The 17,969-nt window shown below is 60.2% G+C and carries 18 protein-coding genes and 1 tRNA gene; 7 read left to right on the top strand and 12 right to left on the bottom strand.

All coding sequences use genetic code 11. From position 1 onward, the window contains the following. Positions 1-76 precede the first annotated feature (76 nt). Positions 77-694 (top strand): hypothetical protein, encoded by a 618-nt coding sequence (locus J2T09_RS16485; RefSeq protein WP_306836582.1) that lies wholly within the window; start codon positions 77-79, stop codon positions 692-694. On the opposite strand, the gene J2T09_RS16480 is transcribed toward J2T09_RS16485, so the two are convergent. Next, complete coding sequence (locus J2T09_RS16480) at positions 695-1,693, bottom strand: aldo/keto reductase (RefSeq protein WP_306836580.1); 999 nt, start codon at positions 1,691-1,693, stop codon at positions 695-697. A gap of 66 nt (positions 1,694-1,759) precedes the next feature. Next, positions 1,760-2,719: an aldo/keto reductase gene (locus tag J2T09_RS16475; protein WP_306836578.1), complete on the bottom strand. Its 960-nt coding sequence runs from the start codon at positions 2,717-2,719 to the stop codon at positions 1,760-1,762. Positions 2,720-2,906: 187 nt separating this feature from the next. Between J2T09_RS16475 and J2T09_RS16470 the strand changes: the two genes are divergently transcribed. Then, on the top strand, positions 2,907-3,893 hold the full coding sequence (locus tag J2T09_RS16470; protein WP_306836577.1) for a Gfo/Idh/MocA family protein: 987 nt from the start codon (positions 2,907-2,909) through the stop codon (positions 3,891-3,893). Positions 3,894-3,901: 8 nt separating this feature from the next. Here the strand turns inward: J2T09_RS16470 and J2T09_RS16465 are convergent, their stop codons facing one another. Both J2T09_RS16465 and J2T09_RS16460 read right to left on the bottom strand, forming a co-directional pair. Continuing rightward, a complete protein-coding gene (locus tag J2T09_RS16465) occupies positions 3,902-4,282 on the bottom strand; it encodes a GtrA family protein (protein ID WP_306836575.1) in 381 nt (126 codons plus the stop codon). Then, complete coding sequence (locus tag J2T09_RS16460; protein ID WP_306836573.1) at positions 4,279-5,316, bottom strand: glycosyltransferase; 1,038 nt, start codon at positions 5,314-5,316, stop codon at positions 4,279-4,281. Before J2T09_RS16460 ends, J2T09_RS16465 begins: the two co-directional genes overlap by 4 nt. Positions 5,317-5,444: 128 nt before the next feature. Here J2T09_RS16460 and J2T09_RS16455 point away from each other — a divergent pair, with 128 nt between their 5' ends. After that, positions 5,445-7,271 carry a hypothetical protein gene (locus J2T09_RS16455; RefSeq protein ID WP_306836571.1) on the top strand — a complete coding sequence of 609 codons (1,827 nt, stop codon included), beginning with the start codon at positions 5,445-5,447 and terminating at the stop codon, positions 7,269-7,271. 87 nt (positions 7,272-7,358) lie between these two features. On the opposite strand, the gene J2T09_RS16450 is transcribed toward J2T09_RS16455, so the two are convergent. Then, the gene (locus J2T09_RS16450; RefSeq protein ID WP_306836569.1) at positions 7,359-7,586 is read right to left on the bottom strand and encodes a hypothetical protein; all 228 of its coding nucleotides are present in this window, start codon (positions 7,584-7,586) and stop codon (positions 7,359-7,361) included. A gap of 248 nt (positions 7,587-7,834) precedes the next feature. Here J2T09_RS16450 and xseA point away from each other — a divergent pair, with 248 nt between their 5' ends. The 3 genes from xseA to J2T09_RS16435 all read left to right on the top strand — a co-directional run bounded on the left by xseA (position 7,835) and on the right by J2T09_RS16435 (position 10,007). Beyond that, entirely contained in the window at positions 7,835-9,448 is a 1,614-nt protein-coding gene (gene xseA / locus J2T09_RS16445) for an exodeoxyribonuclease VII large subunit (protein ID WP_306836567.1), read from the top strand. Positions 9,449-9,474: 26 nt separating this feature from the next. Next, on the top strand, positions 9,475-9,831 hold the full coding sequence (locus tag J2T09_RS16440; RefSeq protein ID WP_306836565.1) for a SelT/SelW/SelH family protein: 357 nt from the start codon (positions 9,475-9,477) through the stop codon (positions 9,829-9,831). Positions 9,832-9,920: 89 nt separating this feature from the next. After that, positions 9,921-10,007: transfer RNA gene (locus J2T09_RS16435), tRNA-Leu, on the top strand. Positions 10,008-10,251: 244 nt separating this feature from the next. Here the strand turns inward: J2T09_RS16435 and J2T09_RS16430 are convergent. The 4 genes from J2T09_RS16430 to J2T09_RS16415 form a co-directional block, all read right to left on the bottom strand. Continuing rightward, entirely contained in the window at positions 10,252-10,596 is a 345-nt protein-coding gene (locus tag J2T09_RS16430) for a hypothetical protein (protein ID WP_306836563.1), read from the bottom strand. A 97-nt stretch (positions 10,597-10,693) separates the two neighbouring features. Further along, entirely contained in the window at positions 10,694-11,542 is an 849-nt protein-coding gene (locus tag J2T09_RS16425) for a C40 family peptidase (RefSeq protein WP_306836561.1), read from the bottom strand. Positions 11,543-11,548: 6 nt separating this feature from the next. Further along, positions 11,549-11,899 carry a MarR family transcriptional regulator gene (locus tag J2T09_RS16420; RefSeq protein WP_153352385.1) on the bottom strand — a complete coding sequence of 117 codons (351 nt, stop codon included), beginning with the start codon at positions 11,897-11,899 and terminating at the stop codon, positions 11,549-11,551. A 96-nt stretch (positions 11,900-11,995) separates the two neighbouring features. Next, complete coding sequence (locus J2T09_RS16415) at positions 11,996-13,393, bottom strand: leucyl aminopeptidase family protein (protein WP_306836558.1); 1,398 nt, start codon at positions 13,391-13,393, stop codon at positions 11,996-11,998. A 126-nt stretch (positions 13,394-13,519) separates the two neighbouring features. Between J2T09_RS16415 and J2T09_RS16410 the strand changes: the two genes are divergently transcribed. Further along, positions 13,520-14,368 (top strand): tetratricopeptide repeat protein, encoded by an 849-nt coding sequence (locus J2T09_RS16410; protein ID WP_306836556.1) that lies wholly within the window; start codon positions 13,520-13,522, stop codon positions 14,366-14,368. Between the two features lie 102 nt (positions 14,369-14,470). Here J2T09_RS16410 and J2T09_RS16405 read toward each other — a convergent pair whose 3' ends face one another. From J2T09_RS16405 to J2T09_RS16395, 3 genes are read right to left on the bottom strand one after another with little or no spacing between them, the layout of a single operon-like run. Then, entirely contained in the window at positions 14,471-15,451 is a 981-nt protein-coding gene (locus J2T09_RS16405; protein WP_306836554.1) for a type II secretion system F family protein, read from the bottom strand. A gap of 10 nt (positions 15,452-15,461) precedes the next feature. After that, positions 15,462-16,475, bottom strand: coding sequence for a type II secretion system F family protein (locus J2T09_RS16400; RefSeq protein WP_306836552.1), 1,014 nt, complete (start codon positions 16,473-16,475; stop codon positions 15,462-15,464). Position 16,476: 1 nt separating this feature from the next. Then, complete coding sequence (locus J2T09_RS16395; protein ID WP_306836550.1) at positions 16,477-17,958, bottom strand: CpaF family protein; 1,482 nt, start codon at positions 17,956-17,958, stop codon at positions 16,477-16,479. Between the last annotated feature and the right edge of the window lie 11 nt (positions 17,959-17,969).

The following is a 17,969-nucleotide window of genomic DNA, read 5'->3' as shown; positions in this document are numbered from 1 at the left end:
GACGCATCGCGCTCCGGGCCTTTTCTATTGCGGACAACAGACTTACGCTGGCGCCCAAGCTCGAGGGGAGGCCATCATGCGCAAGCCGAATTCGATGAAGGGGCTGGAGGATCTCGGCCGGGTGCGGCTCTCCAGAAACTTCTTTCTGCGCGATTTTCTGCATTCCGAGATCGCCGAGTTCTACCGCATCCCGAATATCCCCGATGATCCCGACCTTGCCATCGAAGCCGGCAAACATCTCTGCGAGGAACTGCTGGAGCCGCTGCAAGATACGTTCGGGCGGCTGCATATCCGTTCCGGCTATCGCTCGGCCGAGGTCAACGAATTCGGCAACCGCAACAATCTCAACTGTTCCACCAATGCCGCAACCGCCGCCGACCACATCTGGGACCGGCGCGATACTGACGGTTTTATCGGCGCCACGGCCTGTATCGTCGTGCCATGGCTGATCGATAATCATGATGTTGAGGGCGACTGGCAGAAAATGGCATGGTGGATCCACGACCACCTGCCCTATGCCTCGCTGTGCTTTTTCCCGAAACTATGGGCTTTCAATATCCAGTGGCACGAACGACCGGTGCGGCGGATCATGAGTTATGTCAGCCCACGCGGCGTTTTAACCAAAGCCGGAATGGCCAATCACGAGGGTGACCATTCCGAATGGTATGAAGGTTTTCCGAAGCTGGGGCGGTAACTACTTCTTCGGCGTCCAGGCCATGGCCTGCGCCGCGTAACGGGCACCGGCAATTTTGTCCGGGGCCAGCATGTCGTCGAGTTTCTGCACCTCATCCACCGTCAGCACGACATCTGCGGCAGCCGCATTCTGCTCCAGATTGGGGATTTTGCGGGCACCGGGGATCGGCACGATGAAATCGCCCTTGGCGAGAACCCAGGCGAGCGCCAGTTGCGCGGCGGTGATGCCCTTTGTCTCCGCCATTGCTTCGACCAGCCGCACCAGCGCCAGATTGGCCTCCATGTTTTCCGCTTCAAAACGCGGCAGGCCAAGGCGCATGTCACCTTCGGACATATCCGCCGTGCTCTTGATCTTGCCGGTCAGAAAACCGCGACCGAGCGGGCTGAAAGGCACAAAACCGATGCCGAGTTCGCGGCATGTATCCAAAATCTCGCCTTCAGGGTCACGGGTCCAGAGCGAATATTCGCTCTGCAATGCCGAGATCGGATGAACGGCATGGGCACGACGAATGATATCGGCACCGGCTTCGGAAAGACCAAGCGCGCGCACCTTGCCCTCCTTCACCAGATCCGCCATGGCGCCAACCGTCTCCTCGATCGGCACGTTCGGATCGACCCGATGCTGGTAGAACAGGTCGATGACCTCGATACCGAGACGTTTCAGCGAGGCTTCCGCCACTTCGCGGACATGTTCGGGGCGGCTGTCGAGGCCCGACATGGCGCTGGCATCGCGCTTTTCGAGATCGATCTTGAAACCGAATTTGGTGGCGATGACCGCCTTGTCACGATGCGGTTTCAGCGCCTTGCCGACCAGCTCCTCGTTGACGAAAGGTCCATAAACCTCCGCCGTATCGAAGAAATTGACGCCAAGGTCTACGGCGCGATGCAGGGTCTTGATGGACGTCGCTTCGTCCTGCCCGCCATAGGCGTGGCTCATGCCCATGCAGCCGAGGCCGATGGCCGAAACGGTGAGGTCTTTTCCGAGTTTGCGCGTGTGCATGGGTGTTCTCCTTGAACGAGGCAGGAAGCGGGCTGCCGGCAGCCCGCCCAAAATCGTTTGTCGTGATCAGGCGCTGGCGTCGTTCAACTGCTTCATCTGGTCTTCCGACAGCTTCAGATTGCCGGCGGCAATCATCGTATCCAGCTGGCGGGCACTGGTGGCGCTGGCGATCGGTGCGGTGACACCGGGGCGCTGGGCGATCCAGGCAAGCGCCACGGAAGCCGGCTGCGAATGGGTTTCGGCCGCCACTTCATCCAATGCCGAGAGGATACGGATACCGCGCTCGTCGAAATATTTTGCGACCATGCCGCCGCGGTTCGGGTTGGCTTCCGCCTCGGCCTTGCTTTTGTATTTCCCGGTCAAAAAGCCGGAAGCGAGGCTGAAATAGGTGATGACGCCGATATCCTTCACGGTGCAGAGATCGGCGAGAGCGCCATCGAAACCGGTACGATCATAAAGATTGTATTCCGGCTCCAGCACGTCATAACGCGGCAGACCGGCCTTTTCGACGGCATCGAAAGAGGCCTGCAACTGCGCGGCATCATAATTCGAGCATCCGATGGCGCGGATCTTTCCCTGCTCCTTCAGTGTGGCGAAGGCGGAGAGCGTTTCCTCATGCGGGGTTTTCGGATCAGGCCAATGGGAGAGATAGAGATCGATATGATCGGTCTGCAGACGGCGCAGCGATTCTTCCACCTTTTCGATTATCCGCGCCTTGCCAAGCCCGCCTTCCATGGCGGCACCTTGCGGCGTAGAGCCGACCTTGGTGATGATCACCGCCTTGTCACGCGACCGGCCGGACTGTTTCAGCCACTTGCCGATGATGGTTTCCGACTCTCCGCCTTGATTGCCCGGCACCCAGCCGGAATAACAATCGGCGGTATCGATGGTGTTGAAACCGGCATCGAAAAACCTGTCGAGCAGTTCGAAAGAGGTCTTTTCATCAGCCGTCCAGCCGAACACGTTGCCGCCGAAAACAACGGGCGAGATGGAAAGTCCGGTGCGGCCGAGCGAGCGGTTGTCCATGATGGTCTCCAATATCGGTAACGTGAAAGGATCCGGCGAATGCCGAGAACCTGAACTTAGGCCGACTGACGCAGCAGTCAAACAATCAGCCGTCCGGCGATGTCACGGATTCGCGATCTCATGCGTGCGGTTGCATGAACGCCATGGGCTGGATAGCTTCATGACGATACGTCATTAGGAGGAAAACATGCTGCGTTTCGGGATCCTGTCCACCGCCAAGATCGGCCGCGATGCCGTGGTGCCTGCCATTCAGGATGCGGAAAACTGCGTTGTCACCGCCATTGCCAGCCGCGATCTTTCACGTGCCCGCCAGATGGCCGACCGTTTTTCGGTGCCGCATGCCTTCGGGTCCTACGAGGAGCTGCTGGCATCCGACGTGATCGATGCCGTCTATATTCCGCTTCCGACCAGCCAGCATGTGGAATGGACGATCAAGGCAGCTGAGGCCGGCAAACATGTCCTGTGCGAAAAGCCGATCGCATTGAAGGCCGAAGAGATCGAGCGGTTGATCGCGGCGCGCGATGCCAACGGGGTGCTGATCTGCGAGGCCTTCATGATCGCCTATGCACCGGTCTGGCATAAGGTGCGCGAACTTTTGGGCGAAGGCGCGATCGGCACGCTGAAGCATGTGCAGGGCGCCTTCACCTATTTCAACCGCGATGCCGGCAACATGCGCAACATTCCCGAACTCGGCGGTGGCGGATTGCCGGATATCGGCGTCTACCCGGCCATGGCAACGCGGATGGTGACGGGCAAGGAACCGGTGAGGGTTCAGGCGACGACCGAACGTGACCCGGAATTCGGCACCGACATCTATTCCAGCGTGAAGGCGGATTTCGGTTCGTTCGACATGTCCTTCTACATCGCCACCCAGATGGCCAACCGACAGGTCATGGTGTTTCACGGCACGGAAGGTTTCATCGAGGTGAAATCACCCTTCAATGCCGATCGCTGGGGCGCGGAGGAAATCGAACTGACCAACCAGAAACACACGGTTTCGCAGGTCTTTCGTTTTCAGGACAGCCGCCAATACCGTCGCCAGGCCGAAACGTTTGCCCGCGCGGCATTGGGGGAGAAGGTCGAGGTGGTGACGCTGGAAAATTCTCTCGGCAACCAGCGTTTCATCGACGCCGTCTACCGCGCCAGCGACAGGGACGGCTGGGAAACGGTCTGAACCGTCGCCTAATGGCGGCGACGGAAGACAAACCGGGCGTAACCAAAATAACTGTAGAGCGTGGCGGAAGCCGAGGCGAGAATGAGCGCAAGGATCGGCCGCAGCATCGGCATGCTCAGAAGCAGGCCCGAATAGATGGCGTAGTTGAGCAGCGCCGAGGTGATGCCGACCGAACCGTAAAGCACGCCTTCACGCACCACATGATGGCCGGATTTGCCGAAGGTAAAATTGCGATTGCAAAACCAGGTGCACAACAGCGCCAGCGCGATGGCAATGGCGCGCGCCGAAAACGGGCCGAAAAGACCCGTTGCCAGAAGGCCGAGAGTGACGCCGGCATCGACAACAAATCCGATGCCGCCAACTACCATGAAACGCAGGAAACGCTTCATGCCGCCGAAGCACCCGAGCGGCCGCGCCGCTTCGGTTCCGGCTTGACCGCCTCATCCGGCACTTTCACGAAGGAAGGCGCATCGCGATAGAAACGCGGCGGGCGGGCATGGAGGCCCATATAGTGGATGCGCAGCTGTTCGGCACGACCGCGCGAGACGGAATCGAGGATCAGGCCGACCGTAAACACCAGAAACGACACCATCAGCAGCGACATGGAGAGCATCCATGTGGGCATGCGGGTGACGAGACCCGTTTCGAAATATTCGGCCAGAACCGGCGCCATGGAACCGAGGCTGAGGCCAAGGATGGCGGCGCCGATGAGACCGAAAAAGGCAAAGGGCCGGGTTTCCTTCATCAGCATGGCAAACATCCAGAGGATCTTTGCGCCATCGCGATAGGTGGAGAGTTTCGAATGCGACCCTTCCGGGCGGCGGCCGTAATCCAGCTCCAGTTCGGTGACCGGCAGTTTCAGGCGCGAAGCATGGACGGACATTTCCGTCTCGATCTCGAACCCGCCGGAGACGGCCGGGAAACTTTTCACGAAACGGCGCGAGAAAACGCGGTAACCGGAAAAGATATCGGTGAAATCGCGACCGAACATCGAACGGTAGAGAATATTGAACAGGCGGTTGCCGGCGGCATGGCCCTGGCGACCGGCATCGTCATGCACGCCGCGGCGCGTGCCGACCACCATGTCGGCGCGTTCGGTCAGCATGGTGCGGATCAGCTCTTCGGCATCGGATGGCGCATAGGTGCCGTCACCATCGGCCATGATGTAGATATCGGCCTCGATGTCGGCGAACATGCGGCGCACGACATAACCCTTGCCCTGGCGACGCTCGCGCATGACATGGGCGCCGGCCAGCATGGCCTGCAGGGCCGTACCATCGGTGGAATTGTTGTCGTAGACGTAGATCCTCGCCGTCGGCAGCGTCTCGCGGAAACCGCGGACGACCGATGCGATCGTGGTTGCTTCATTGTAGCACGGCAAGAGGACAGCGATCTCTAGGTCACTGCTGATGGCTTCGTCCATGATTTCCACTCGATACTCGGTAAATCATCGGAAAGACGCTCCGACTGCGAAGATTTTACTATTTCTTGAGAAGGTTAAATCTAGGTTTCGCCAAGTGAAAAACATGCGGGACGACCATGACGACTTCAATGGCAGGTAAAAGCGGCGGCGAGTTTCAAAGCCAACCGGCGCCCAGGAAACTGCTGCACATCCTCTTCCTCTATTGCCTCGTCACCGCCATTGCCATTCTGGCGTCGAGCCTGCCGAATGCCACCGATTACGTCGGCGCAGACAATGACGACATCATGCGGCTTGTCGTGGTGCGCGACTGGCTGGGCGGCCAGGCATGGTTCGATACGCATCAATACCGGCTGGGGCTGGATGGCGGCACGCTGATGCACTGGTCGCGTTTCGTCGACCTGCCGATCGGCGCAATGATCCGTTTCTTTTCCCTGTTCGTGGAAAACCAGCAGGCCGAGATGATCGCATTGGCGATCTGGCCGGTCTTCATGGCTGTGCTGTTCCTGACCGCGACCGGCATCGCCGCGCGCCGCATCGGTGACGGTGCCACCATCCATATCGCGCTCGGGCTTGCCGCAATTTTTGTCTACACATCCATTCGCTTCCACCCCGGCTCCATCGACCATCACAATGTGCAGATGGTGCTGATCATGACGATGGCCGCCATGCTGGTCGATCCGCTATACCGGGCACGCAGCTATGTGTTTGCCGGCGTTGCTGCGGCTCTTGCCATCGCTATCGGTGCCGAAACCGTGCCGATGGTGGCCATTGCCTGCCTGTGCGTGACGCTGCAATGGGTGTGGCACGGCCATGCATTTCGCCGGGCGGCGCAGGCTTTCGGCCTGTCGCTTGCCGTTTCCGTGACCCTTGCCTTCTTCGCCACCACGCCTGCAGCGCTTTATTCCACAGTGACCTGCGATAACCTGTCGATCGGTTTCCAGGCGCCGACGGCGCTTGGCGGCACCGGCCTGTTTCTCTGCACGCTTCTGCCGGCCAGCGCCGGTCGCGGCATGCGCATCGGCGCCATGCTTATGCTCGGCGTGGTGGTTCTGGTCGCGACAAAGCTCATTGCACCGGAATGCCTCGGCAGCCCGCTTGCCAATCTCGATCCGATGCTGGTCAAGCTATGGCTCAACCATGTCGGGGAAGCGCAGTCCATTCTCGCGGAGATACGCCAGGACCCCTATATGGTCGGCGTATTTTATGCCGTCGGATTGCTGGCGATTGCCGTGTGTGGCTTCGAGATCATGCGCGGCGAACGCACCGAATTTCACCTGATCATGCTCGGCCTGATCGGAACGGCGTGGGGCGTGGCACTGATCCAGCTTCGCTCTTCATTCTTTTCCAACGCACTCAGCATTCTTCCGCTTGCGGTGATGATTACCGGTCTGCGGCGCCATGCCGGCAAGGAGCCGGAAAACATGAATGTGGGCCTGGCCTATATTGTCGGCGTTCTGGCTTCGGTGCCGGTGGTCTGGGGTGTCGCCGGCATGGTAGCGCAGGAGGGCGTGCGCAATTCGTTCAACCTGACGGCCATTTCAAGCGCCGGCGCTCCGGGCACGGAGGCGGGAGAATGCGGCAAGCCGGACGAATGGCAGACGCTGGCCGCACAACCGCCAGGCCTTGTCGTTTCACCGTCCAATAGCGGCGCGGAGATCCTGCGCTTCACCCATCACCGGGCCATATCGGCGCCTTATCACCGCAATCAGGGCGGCATGCTGACGGAACTGCATATCGGCCTTGCCACGCCTGCCGAGGCGGAAGCGTTTTTCCGTGGCGCCGGCGTTTCCATTCTTGCCTTCTGCCAAACCGATCCGCAGACGAAGAACCTGATCGATATGAAACCGGACGGGCTTTATGCGGCGATTGCTGCAGGCAATATCCCCGCCTATCTCGAACCTTTGCCATCGCCCGAACCCGACGGCTTCAGGTTCTTCCGCTTCACCGGCCAGTGATCTGCAAACACAAAGACCCGGAAGCCGATAGAGGTTTCCGGGTCTTTGCGCATTCTTGAAACGTGTGAGGCCGCCTTTACGCGGCGATCAGGCCTCGATGCTGCGGCGGGAAAACACCAGCATGCCGGCCACCAGCCCGAATATGCCGATATTGTAACCACCGAGTACAATGGCGAGATCGATGAAGGACACCGGGCCCGTCAGTGCCGCCGCGCCGAAAGCGGCAACAATCAGGACGGCAACGAGTGCCATGGAGAAGGCCGAACGCAGCATGGCTGCACAGAGGCCCAAGCTTACAGCGGTCAGGAACAGCACTGGTTTTCTCCTGTTACTTTCTTTTTATGCCCGCAAGCGTAGGACGAACTTGCTAAGAAAGATTACCGAGACAATGTCCGACTTCTCATCGATTGAAACTAGGTTTAATCATTGCTGAACGGCTCGTTTCAATTTCTACGCAGTCGCCTTCAAAGGGCATAAGACTTGGTCATCGGCATTTGACCTACCATGCGCCCGGCCGAAGCCCGGTGATTTGATTTGCGCTAAAAACCCACTAATTTCGCCAGATGAACAGAATGTCCGGCACCGATTCGCCTTCCAATCTCACCGAGTTTTCGGTTTCCGAACTGTCCGGCTCGATCAAGCGGACGGTGGAGAACGCTTTCGATCACGTGCGCGTGCGCGGAGAGATTTCCGGTTATCGCGGCCCGCATTCCTCCGGCCATGCCTATTTTTCGCTGAAGGACGACCGCGCCCGTATCGATGCGGTGATCTGGAAGGGTTCGTTCTCGCGCATCAAGTTTCGGCCCGAAGAGGGCATGGAAGTGATCGCCACCGGCAAGATCACCACTTTTCCCGGTTCCTCCAAATACCAGATCGTCATCGAGGCAATGGAACCGGCCGGCGCCGGTGCGCTGATGGCGCTTCTGGAAGAACGCAAGCGCAAGCTCGGTGCCGAAGGCCTGTTCGACCAGGCGCGAAAACGCCCCCTGCCCTTCATGCCGCAGGTGATAGGCGTGGTGACCTCGCCGACCGGCGCCGTCATCCGCGACATCCTGCACCGCATCACCGATCGGTTTCCCGTCCACGTGATCGTCTGGCCGGTAAAGGTGCAAGGCGAAGGATCGGGCGATGAGGTGGCCAACGCCATTCGCGGCTTCAACGCGATCGATCCGCATGGCCCGATGCGCCGGCCGGACGTGCTGATCGTTGCACGCGGCGGCGGCAGCCTGGAAGACCTGTGGAGTTTCAACGACGAGGCGGTGGTGCGGGCCGCCGCTGAAAGCCGAATCCCGCTGATTTCGGCTGTCGGCCACGAAACCGACTGGACGCTGATCGATTACGCCGCCGATATTCGCGCACCGACACCAACGGGTGCCGCCGAAATGGCCGTGCCCGTCAAGGCCGACATGGAGGCGCAGCTCGCCGGGCTCGGCGCGCGCCTGCGCGGCAGTGCCTCGCGCCAGATGGACAATCGCCGCCAGTTCCTGCGCTCGCTGATGCGCGCCCTGCCTTCGATCGACCAGTTGCTGGCCCTGCCGCGCCGCCGGTTCGATGAGGCGGCAAGCGGGCTTGGTCGCGGATTGGAGCGCACGGCGATTGCCAAGCGCCGCACATTCGAACAGGCAAGTGCGGGCCTGCGCCTCGACATCCTGACCAACCGGATCGCCACGCAGCGCCGGCACATTGCCGAACAGATTCTTCGCACCGACAACACGCTGGAACGACGCCTGCTCAAGGAGCATGGCCGCATCCAGCGGGCATCCGCATCGCTTGCAGCACTTCCCGCCCAGCTGCGCGGTCAGCTGCAGCGCGAAGGCCAGCGGGTGCTGACACTTTCGCATCGGGCAGACTCTGCCGTGACCCACGCGATGGTCCGTCGTCATTCAGCGATTTCCGCACAGGACCGGGTGCTGCAATCGCTTTCCTACAAGAACGTGCTGAAGCGTGGTTACGCGGTGATCCGCGGCGAAGACGACCAGCCGCTGACGCGCGCCGCCGGCATAACGTCCGGCCAGGCGATCTCGGTGGAATTTGCCGATGGCCGCATTGCCGCCGTCACCGGTGAAGGCGGGCCACCGGATACGGGTGGTTCACCGCAAAAGAAGCGATCCGCGCCCAAGCCTGCGGCAGCGGATGAAAAACCCTTAGAGCCGCCCAAGCAGGGCAATCTGTTCTGAACATCTGAGGGCCAAGGATTTTTGACATGACCGATTCGACCACCGTCCCGGCTCAAACCACCCGCCCACGCATCACCATTCTTTATTGCACCCAGTGCAACTGGCTTCTGCGTGCCGCATGGATGGCGCAGGAACTGCTGCAGACCTTTGGGCAGGATATCGGAGAAGTGGCGCTCGTTCCCGGCACCGGTGGTCATTTCGAAATCCGCTGCAACGACGACCTGATATGGGAGCGCAAACGCGATGGCGGCTTTCCCGGACCGAAGGAACTGAAGCAGCGGTTGCGGGACCGGATCTGGCCGGAACGCGACCTCGGTCATACGGATCGTGCTTCGAATGTGGAAAACCTTGAAGAAAAACGACCCGATAACGCCCCCTCCTGATGCGTCGCACAAAAAAATTCGCAACTGACACAGAAACTTCAAAAACCCTGTTGACTTCCCCCGCCTGCCCCCGTACATCGCTCCTCGTCGCCCAGATGGCGGAATTGGTAGACGCGCCAGCTTCAGGTGCTGGTATCCGAAAGGATGTGGAGGTTCGAGTCCTCTTCTGGGCACCATTCCCATTGAAAATCAGAGAGTTATCGGCCACTTGGCCGATATGACGCGGGACCGGTCAACACCGATCCGACGGCGCCTCTCTGATCTTTTCAATCGATTTTCCGATACTTTCGACAGACTTCAACGAACGCACTTCAAGCTCGGCATCTACGGCTTATGTTCCGTTTATGACGGCATTATTGCGCGATTCCCGACCGATCCGGCTCCTCATTTGGGAGGAGCAGATCAGACAGACCTCATTCTTCAGTTTTCGGGCAAGAATTGCGGATTGAGACCCGGCACCCAGGGGCGGTTGGGCGGCATATCGGTGCCGGTATAGGTGAAGCCCTTGCTCTCGCAGCGATAGACATGGGTCGGGAAACCACGACCGAAAGCGCCGCCGCGCAAACTGTCGTGGTGGCGCATATAGGCCGTGCCGGATTCGCAACGGGGGCTTTCGTCGGGACCGTTATCCACCGTGACACGGCTCTTTTCCGGCACCACACCCGGCAGATCCTTGAAAACAGGCGCACGATCCTGCGCCATCGCCAGCGCTGGCAATAAAACCAGCACCATCACAAGCGGCAATATCCAGGCACCTTTAAACATGATCAGTCTCCGTATCCGACCCTACAGATAAGGATGGATGGCCATCCATGCCAGAGTGTTGGCGCCACGTTCGCGTGATCGCTACCCCGTATGACAGTCAGAGAATGCGGCGATAACCGGTAGGTTGCTCGTAAAGCCAGCCGATGCGTTTGACCGCCGCTTCAAAATTTTCGCGCGCCACCGTCATCGTATGGCCATTGGCATGCAAAAGCGTTTCTGCATCCTCCATGATGCCGACATGGCCTTTCCAGAACACCAGATCACCCCGCCGCAGGTCTTCACGCGTGATCTCGGTGCCGACCCTGGCCTGCATGTCGGTATCACGCGGAAATTTCTTTCCCGCCATCATCAGGGCAAGCTGGGTGAGGCCCGAACAATCGATGCCGATGCCGGAACGGCCACCCCAGAGATAGGGCGTTTCGATGAAACGGGTGGCGACAGCCACGTAATCATCGAGATCCTCAGAAACCGGCCGGCAATGGCTCGACATGACCGCCGTACCATCGGCGAGCACATGATAGTGGTTGCCTCGGGTTTCCGCCTCACCGACGATTTGCAATTGACTGCCCATGGAAAGTACCGCGACATGCGGCTTGCGCAGTTCCGGCTCGGGATAAAGAAAACTGCGCGGAACGATGATGCGATGGGTCGGGGCGCGCACCGGCCCGATATGCGTCTCGGGCAGATAACCGACATAATCGTCCTCATCAGCCTGAACCCAGGCCCAGCCGTCGGCGCGCTCGAAAACCCGAACGGTTTCGCCGATCAGCAGCTCGGTATCGATGCCACGGGCAAGATCGGGCACCGGGTGCAATGCCGCCACCGGTACAGTGACCTGCGCCGGCTCACCCTTGGTGAAACGGTCTGCCTCGACCTGCCCCTGCAGGGCTTGATCGGCAAGATCGGGGCGGAATGCGTGGAGACGACGATCGAGAATATTGGTCATGCTGCCTCAGACATTGAGCTTGCGTCCCTCACCGATGACGAGGTCGCCGAATTTTTCCAGATATAGCGCGCCGGCCAGCGTGCGCTTGATGACCACATTACGACGATCCCTGTCATCACGCACGCGGTCTATCAGCGTCATCGCGCCCATCGTATCGAGTGCGCGGGTAATGACCGGCTTGGTGACGCCGAGGGTCGCCGCAAGGCCGCGCACCGTATGCGGCGGCGGCACCATATAGACATGCAGCAGGATCGACAGTTGCCGCAGCGTCAGGTCCGGCTCGTCGCGGCGCACCTGTTCGAGCGTTACGTTCTGCCACAGGCCCAGCGCCTCACTGGCCGTCATTTCTACAGGCATGCCTACTCCAGACTTCAGGGCATCCACTTTCCGCGCAGAGGAAAACGGGCGCAAGAGCGCGCCCGTCCACATGCTGTATCGCCTGCTCTTTCCGAATCAGGCCTTTGTGGCGATTTCACGGATGTGGGCGTAAAGCGCACGAATGGCCTGTGCTTCACCGCCGACGGGCGCATGCGGACGTTCCGCCGGGCACCAGCCATAGATATCGAAATGCGCCCAGCTTTTGGCCTGCGAGACAAAACGCTTCAGGAAGAGAGCCGCCGTGATCGCACCGGCCATGCCGCCACCCGGCGCATTGGTGATTTCCGCTGCACGCGAACGGATATCCTTTTCATAGCCCTTGAACAGCGGCAGTCGCCAGATCGGATCGTCGGCCTTCGCACTTGCCTCGGAGAGAGCGGAGGCCAGGGCTTCGTCGTCGGTGAAGAAGGGCGGCAGGTCGGGACCGAGCGCCACGCGGGCAGCCCCCGTCAGCGTCGCCATGTCGATCATCAGGTCCGGCGCATCCTCGTCGGCATAGGCCAGCGCATCGGCGAGAACGAGACGACCTTCGGCATCGGTATTGTCGATCTGCACGGTAATGCCCTTGCGGCTGCGATAGATATCGCTCGGTCGGAAGGCACTTGCCGAGATGGAATTCTCGACCGCCGGCACCAGCACGCGCAGATCGATATCGAGGCCGGCATCCATGATCATCAGCGCCAGCGCCAGAACGTTGGCAGCACCTCCCATGTCCTTTTTCATCAACAGCATGGAAGCGGCCGGCTTGATATCGAGGCCACCCGTATCGAAGCAGACGCCCTTGCCGACCAGTGTAATGGTTTTGGCGCCCTTGCGGCCCCAGCGCATTTCGAGAAGGCGCGGCGCCTGCGCGCTGGCACGACCGACCGTATGGATCAGCGGGAAATTCTGCGTGAGCAGATCTTCGCCGACGATGGATGAAACCTCCGCACCGTAATGCATGCCGAGCGCGCGAAAAGCTGCCTCGAGATTTTCCGGCCCCATGTCGTTGGTCGGCGTGTTGATCAGGTCGCGCGCAAGGAAAACCGCCGCAAGCTGGCGATCGAGATCGGCGGCATCGACACCGTCGGTGAGCGCGAGTTTCGCATCCTGCGGCTTGTCCTTCAGGTAGCGGGTGAAGGAATAGGTCCCGAGACCGAAACCGAAGGCGAGCTTTTCGGCGCCAAGCGCGCTCGATTCGATATGCCACTCCGCTGCCGGCAGCAAACGAGCCAGCTTGCCTGTCGCGAATGGTGTATCGGCCGGTTCGTTGCCGAGACCGAACAGCGCCGAGGCCAGCGCGCCGGATTGACCCGGCACCAGCAGGAAGGCACCTGATTCGGCCTTGAAGCCTGCCGCCTTCGCCCAATTGCTCACGTCCGCCGGCAGCGAGCCGGCTTCCAGATCCGCCGGGGTTACCGCGTAAACGGGGCGGGAAGCGGTTGTTTTTGCAACGAAGGGAGAGGAGCGATCGGTAAATTGATAGGGGGACATGACTGCCTTCAGATGATGCTTAACGGTCTGTTAGGGTTAACAGACTATTGCTTGAAGGCAGATTGCGCCACCCATGTTCGTAACCCTTTCAGTCGCAGGGGCGCCGGTTCTCGAGAGATTATCGCCATGCCCGCTTGCCTGTTCGTTTCTGCCCATAAAAGCCGCCTCGCCCGCACGGCTGCACTGGTTCTCGTCACGCTTTCCGTTGCCGGCTGCAACAGCACAAGCCGCAATGCCGACCGCCTGACCACCGGCTCCATCTCCAGCCAGAGCACGGCGCGTTCCGAATCCTTCGACGGCATGAATGCAGCGCAGCTTTCCGCGGCAGAACAGCGCATCGGCGCGGCTTACGAAAAGAATCCGAAGGATCGCAATACCGGACTGAACTATGCCAACATCCTGCGCATGACGGGCAAGAACAGCCAGTCGCTGGCGGTCATGCAGCAGGTGGTGATCGCCAATCCGTCCGACCGCGACGTGCTGGCAGCCTATGGCAAGGCACAGGCCGCCGCCGGCCAGCTGGAACAGGCGCTGACCACTCTGTCGCGTGCCCAGACCCCGGACCGCCCTGACTGGCGTCTCTATTCCGCCGAGGGCGCAGTCCTCGACCAGATGGGCCGTTCGGAAGAAGCACGCGCAAAATATCGCCAGGCGCTCGGCACCCAGCCGAACGAACCGAGCGTGGTGTCCAACATGGGCATGTCCTATGTTCTTTCCGGCGACCTGAAGACCGCCGAAAACTATCTGCGCAACGCCTCGGGCCAGCCGACAGCCGACAGCCGCGTACGCCAGAACCTGGCACTGGTCGTCGGTCTGCAGGGTCGTTTTTCGGAAGCCGAAGACATTGCCCGCAAGGAACTTTCGCAGACGCAGGCCGATGCCAATGTCGCCTATCTGCGCTCCATGCTTTCCCAGCAGAATTCCTGGGCCAAGCTTGCCGACAAGGATGGCAAGCCGAAGTCGAAAACGAACTGATCCACGAATTTCAAGCACAATACGAAAAAGCCCGGCTCCGCGAATACGGAGCCGGGCTTTTTCGTATGACTTTTTCGTATGACTTTTCAGCCTCACCACCGATCAGAAGCGGTCGGCGACCTGGATCATGGCCGGACCGAGAATGACGGCGATCAGAACCGGCAGGAAGAACAGGATCATCGGCACGGTCAGTTTCGGAGGCAGCGCTGCCGCCTTCTTTTCCGCAACGTTCATGCGCTCATCGCGGCCTTCCTGCGCCAGAACGCGAAGAGCCTGCGACAACGGCGTACCATAACGCTCGGCCTGAATGAGGGCCGTGGTCACCGCCTTGACGATATCGAGCTGCGTACGGATGCCGAGGTTTTCGAGCGCGACGCGGCGATCCGGCAGGAATGACAGTTCTGCGGTCGTCAGCACCATTTCCTCGGCCAGTTCCGGCGACTGGGACGCCATTTCCTCAGCCACGCGACGCATGCCCGCTTCGATCGAGGTACCGGATTCGACGCAGATCAGCATCAGGTCGAGCGCATCCGGCCAGGCTCGCTTGATCGACGCCTGGCGTTTGCCGATCCTGTTGCTGACATAGATGTTGGGCGCATAAAAGCCGATATAACCGACCACGACGACCGTCAGCATCCTGATGGGGACGGAGTAATCCGCCATATTGCCCAGACCGAAAATATAAAGAGCGGCGAGAGCCAGAAACAGGAATGGCAGGAGGAAACGCGCGACGAGAAACATGTTCAGCGCGTTCTGCGATCGAAGGCCCGCGGCCCTCAGGCGGTTCATGGTATTGTCGTCGACCAGCGCCTTGCGCAGGTTGAAACGTTCAACGATCTGGCGAACCGGCTGATTGTTCTGGGCGCGCAGGCTGCCGCGTGACTGTTCGGCATTCATGCGAGAACGTTCGCGAGCACGGATCTGCTCGCGCTCGGTCGACACCGCCTTCATGCGCTTGTTGAGGTTATCCCCTTCGAAATATGGGGCCGCCAGCGAATAGAATGTCGCGAACACCGCCACCGCTACCAGCAGCGCCATCAGGGTTTGGGGATCGGTCAGTTGTGCTGCGAGGTCCGCCGACATTATCCTGTCCTCAGATGTCGAAGTTGATCATGTTGCGCATGACGAAAATGCCGATCGACATCCAGATTGCGGAGCCGACCATGATCAGGTGGCCACGCGGATCGGTGAAAAGGATCATCATGTAATGCGGTGACGTGATGGAAACGAGCGTCGCGACGATGAACGGCAGGGCACCGATAATCGCGGCCGAGGCCTTGGCTTCCATCGATAGCGCGCTGACCTTCGCCTTCATCTTGCGACGTTCACGCAGCACTTTCGACAGGTTACCGATGGCCTCGGACAGGTTGCCGCCCGCCTGGCTCTGCAAGGCGATAACGATGGAAAAGAAATTGACCTCCGACAGCGGCATGGTCTGTGTCATGCGGGCGCAGGCTTCCGGAATGCTCAGGCCCACCTGCTGCGATTCGATGACGCGGCGAAACTCGCCCTTCACCGGTTCCTGGCCATCGCTGGCGATCAGCCGCATGGCGTCGTTGAGTGGCAGGCCGGACTTGATCGACCGGACCATGACGTCGAGGGCATTGGGAAATTCTTCGAGAAACTTGTTCTGGCGGCGCTTGACGATGAAGCCGAGCACCCAGCGCGGCAAACCGATACCGGCCACGAAACCGGCGCCGAGGGCGGCATAGATCGGCAGACCGACGACGAGAAGTATCACGCCCAGAAACAGGCCGAGTACGAAGCTGACCATGTAGAATTGCGTGACGGTCCAGGATTTTCCCGATTGCGCCAGCCGGCTCTTCACGCTTTTGTCGGCTTTCCTGCGGGAGTCTTCCTGCTGTTTCTTTTCCAGCTCCTTCAGGCTGTCCTGCACCGACTTGCGGCGTTTCGACATTTCCTGAACGCGGTCGCGCGCGGCCTTGGCACGGCCGACATCGCTATCGGCCGCCTTGACGCGGTTGAGACGGGTTTCGGTTTTCTTTTCCGTCTCAAGGCGCGTGAACAGAAAACCGTAGGCCACGGCTCCCGCCGAGACGGCGGCGAGGGCAATAACGCCCAATACGATTGGATCCAGACCGAACATATCAATCCGACTTCTTTTCCATCTCGTCGAGCGCAGCGGCCAGACGACGATCCTCGTTGAAATAACGGGCGCGATCCCAGAAATGCGGCTTGACGATGCCCGTCGACTTGTGGCGACCGATCAGGCGGCCATTGGCATCTTCGCCCTCGATCTCGTAACGCATCAGATCCTGGGTGATGATGACATCGCCTTCCATGCCGATCACCTCGGTGATGTGGGTGATGCGGCGCGAACCGTCACGCAGACGTGCGGCCTGAACGATGACGTCGATCGAGCCGGCGATGATTTCGCGCACGGTCTTGGCCGGCAGCGTGAAACCGCCCATGGCGATCATCGATTCCATACGGCTGAGGCATTCGCGCGGGGTATTGGCGTGGATCGTGCCCATGGAACCGTCGTGACCGGTGTTCATCGCCTGCAACAGGTCGAAAACCTCCGGTCCGCGCACTTCACCGACGATGATGCGTTCGGGGCGCATACGCAGGCAGTTCTTGACGAGATCGCGCATGGTAACCTCGCCCTCGCCTTCGATATTGGGCGGGCGGGTTTCCAGACGCACCACATGCGGCTGCTGCAGCTGAAGTTCGGCCGTATCCTCGCAGGTGATGACGCGTTCATCGGTATCGATGAAGCCGGTCAGGCAGTTCAGAAGCGTGGTCTTACCCGAACCCGTACCGCCGGAAATGACGACGTTGCAACGCACGCGACCGATGATCTGCAGGACCGTCGCACCCTCGGGACTGATCGAGCCGAACTTGACCAGCTGATCGAGCTTGAGCTTGTCCTTCTTGAACTTACGAATGGTGAGCGCCGGACCATCGATGGCAAGTGGCGGCGCAATGACGTTGACACGCGAACCGTCCGGAAGACGGGCGTCGCAGATCGGCGAACTTTCATCGACGCGACGGCCGACCTGGCTGACGATGCGCTGGCAGATCGACAGGAGCTGCTGATTGTCGCGGAAACGGATGTCGGATTCGATCGTCTTGCCGCTGACTTCGATAAAGGTCTGGCCGGAACCGTTGACCATGATATCGGCGATGTCGTCACGCGCCAGCAACGGCTCCAGCGGACCGTAACCAAGAACGTCGTTGCAGATATCCTCGAGCAGCTCTTCCTGCTCGGAGATCGACATCGCGAAATTCTTGATGGTGATGATGTCGTTGACGATGTCGCGGATTTCTTCGCGCGCGCTTTCCCCATCGAGCTTGGCCAGCTGCGACAGGTCGATCGTATCGATCAGCGCCGAAAACACCTGGCTCTTGGTATCGTAATAACCTTCGGTGCGGCTGGGGCGCTTGCGGGCAGCGGCCGAGGGCGGCGGTGGCTGGTGCGTCACCGCCTTGCCGGGGCCTTCAACGAGCACTTCGGGAACACTCGGGCGCACGGCAGCCGGCTCCGGCTGAACCACGGGTGGTGGCGCAACCGGGGGCGGGCTGATGCCAGCCTTGCCAAAACCTTCGTTACCGCGTTTTCCAAACATTCTAAGATCCA

It is taken from the genome of Neorhizobium huautlense (genome assembly GCF_030811685.1).
GTDB classification, from domain to species: domain Bacteria; phylum Pseudomonadota; class Alphaproteobacteria; order Rhizobiales; family Rhizobiaceae; genus Neorhizobium; species Neorhizobium huautlense_A.
This window is presented reverse-complemented; position numbering and strand designations above follow the sequence as displayed.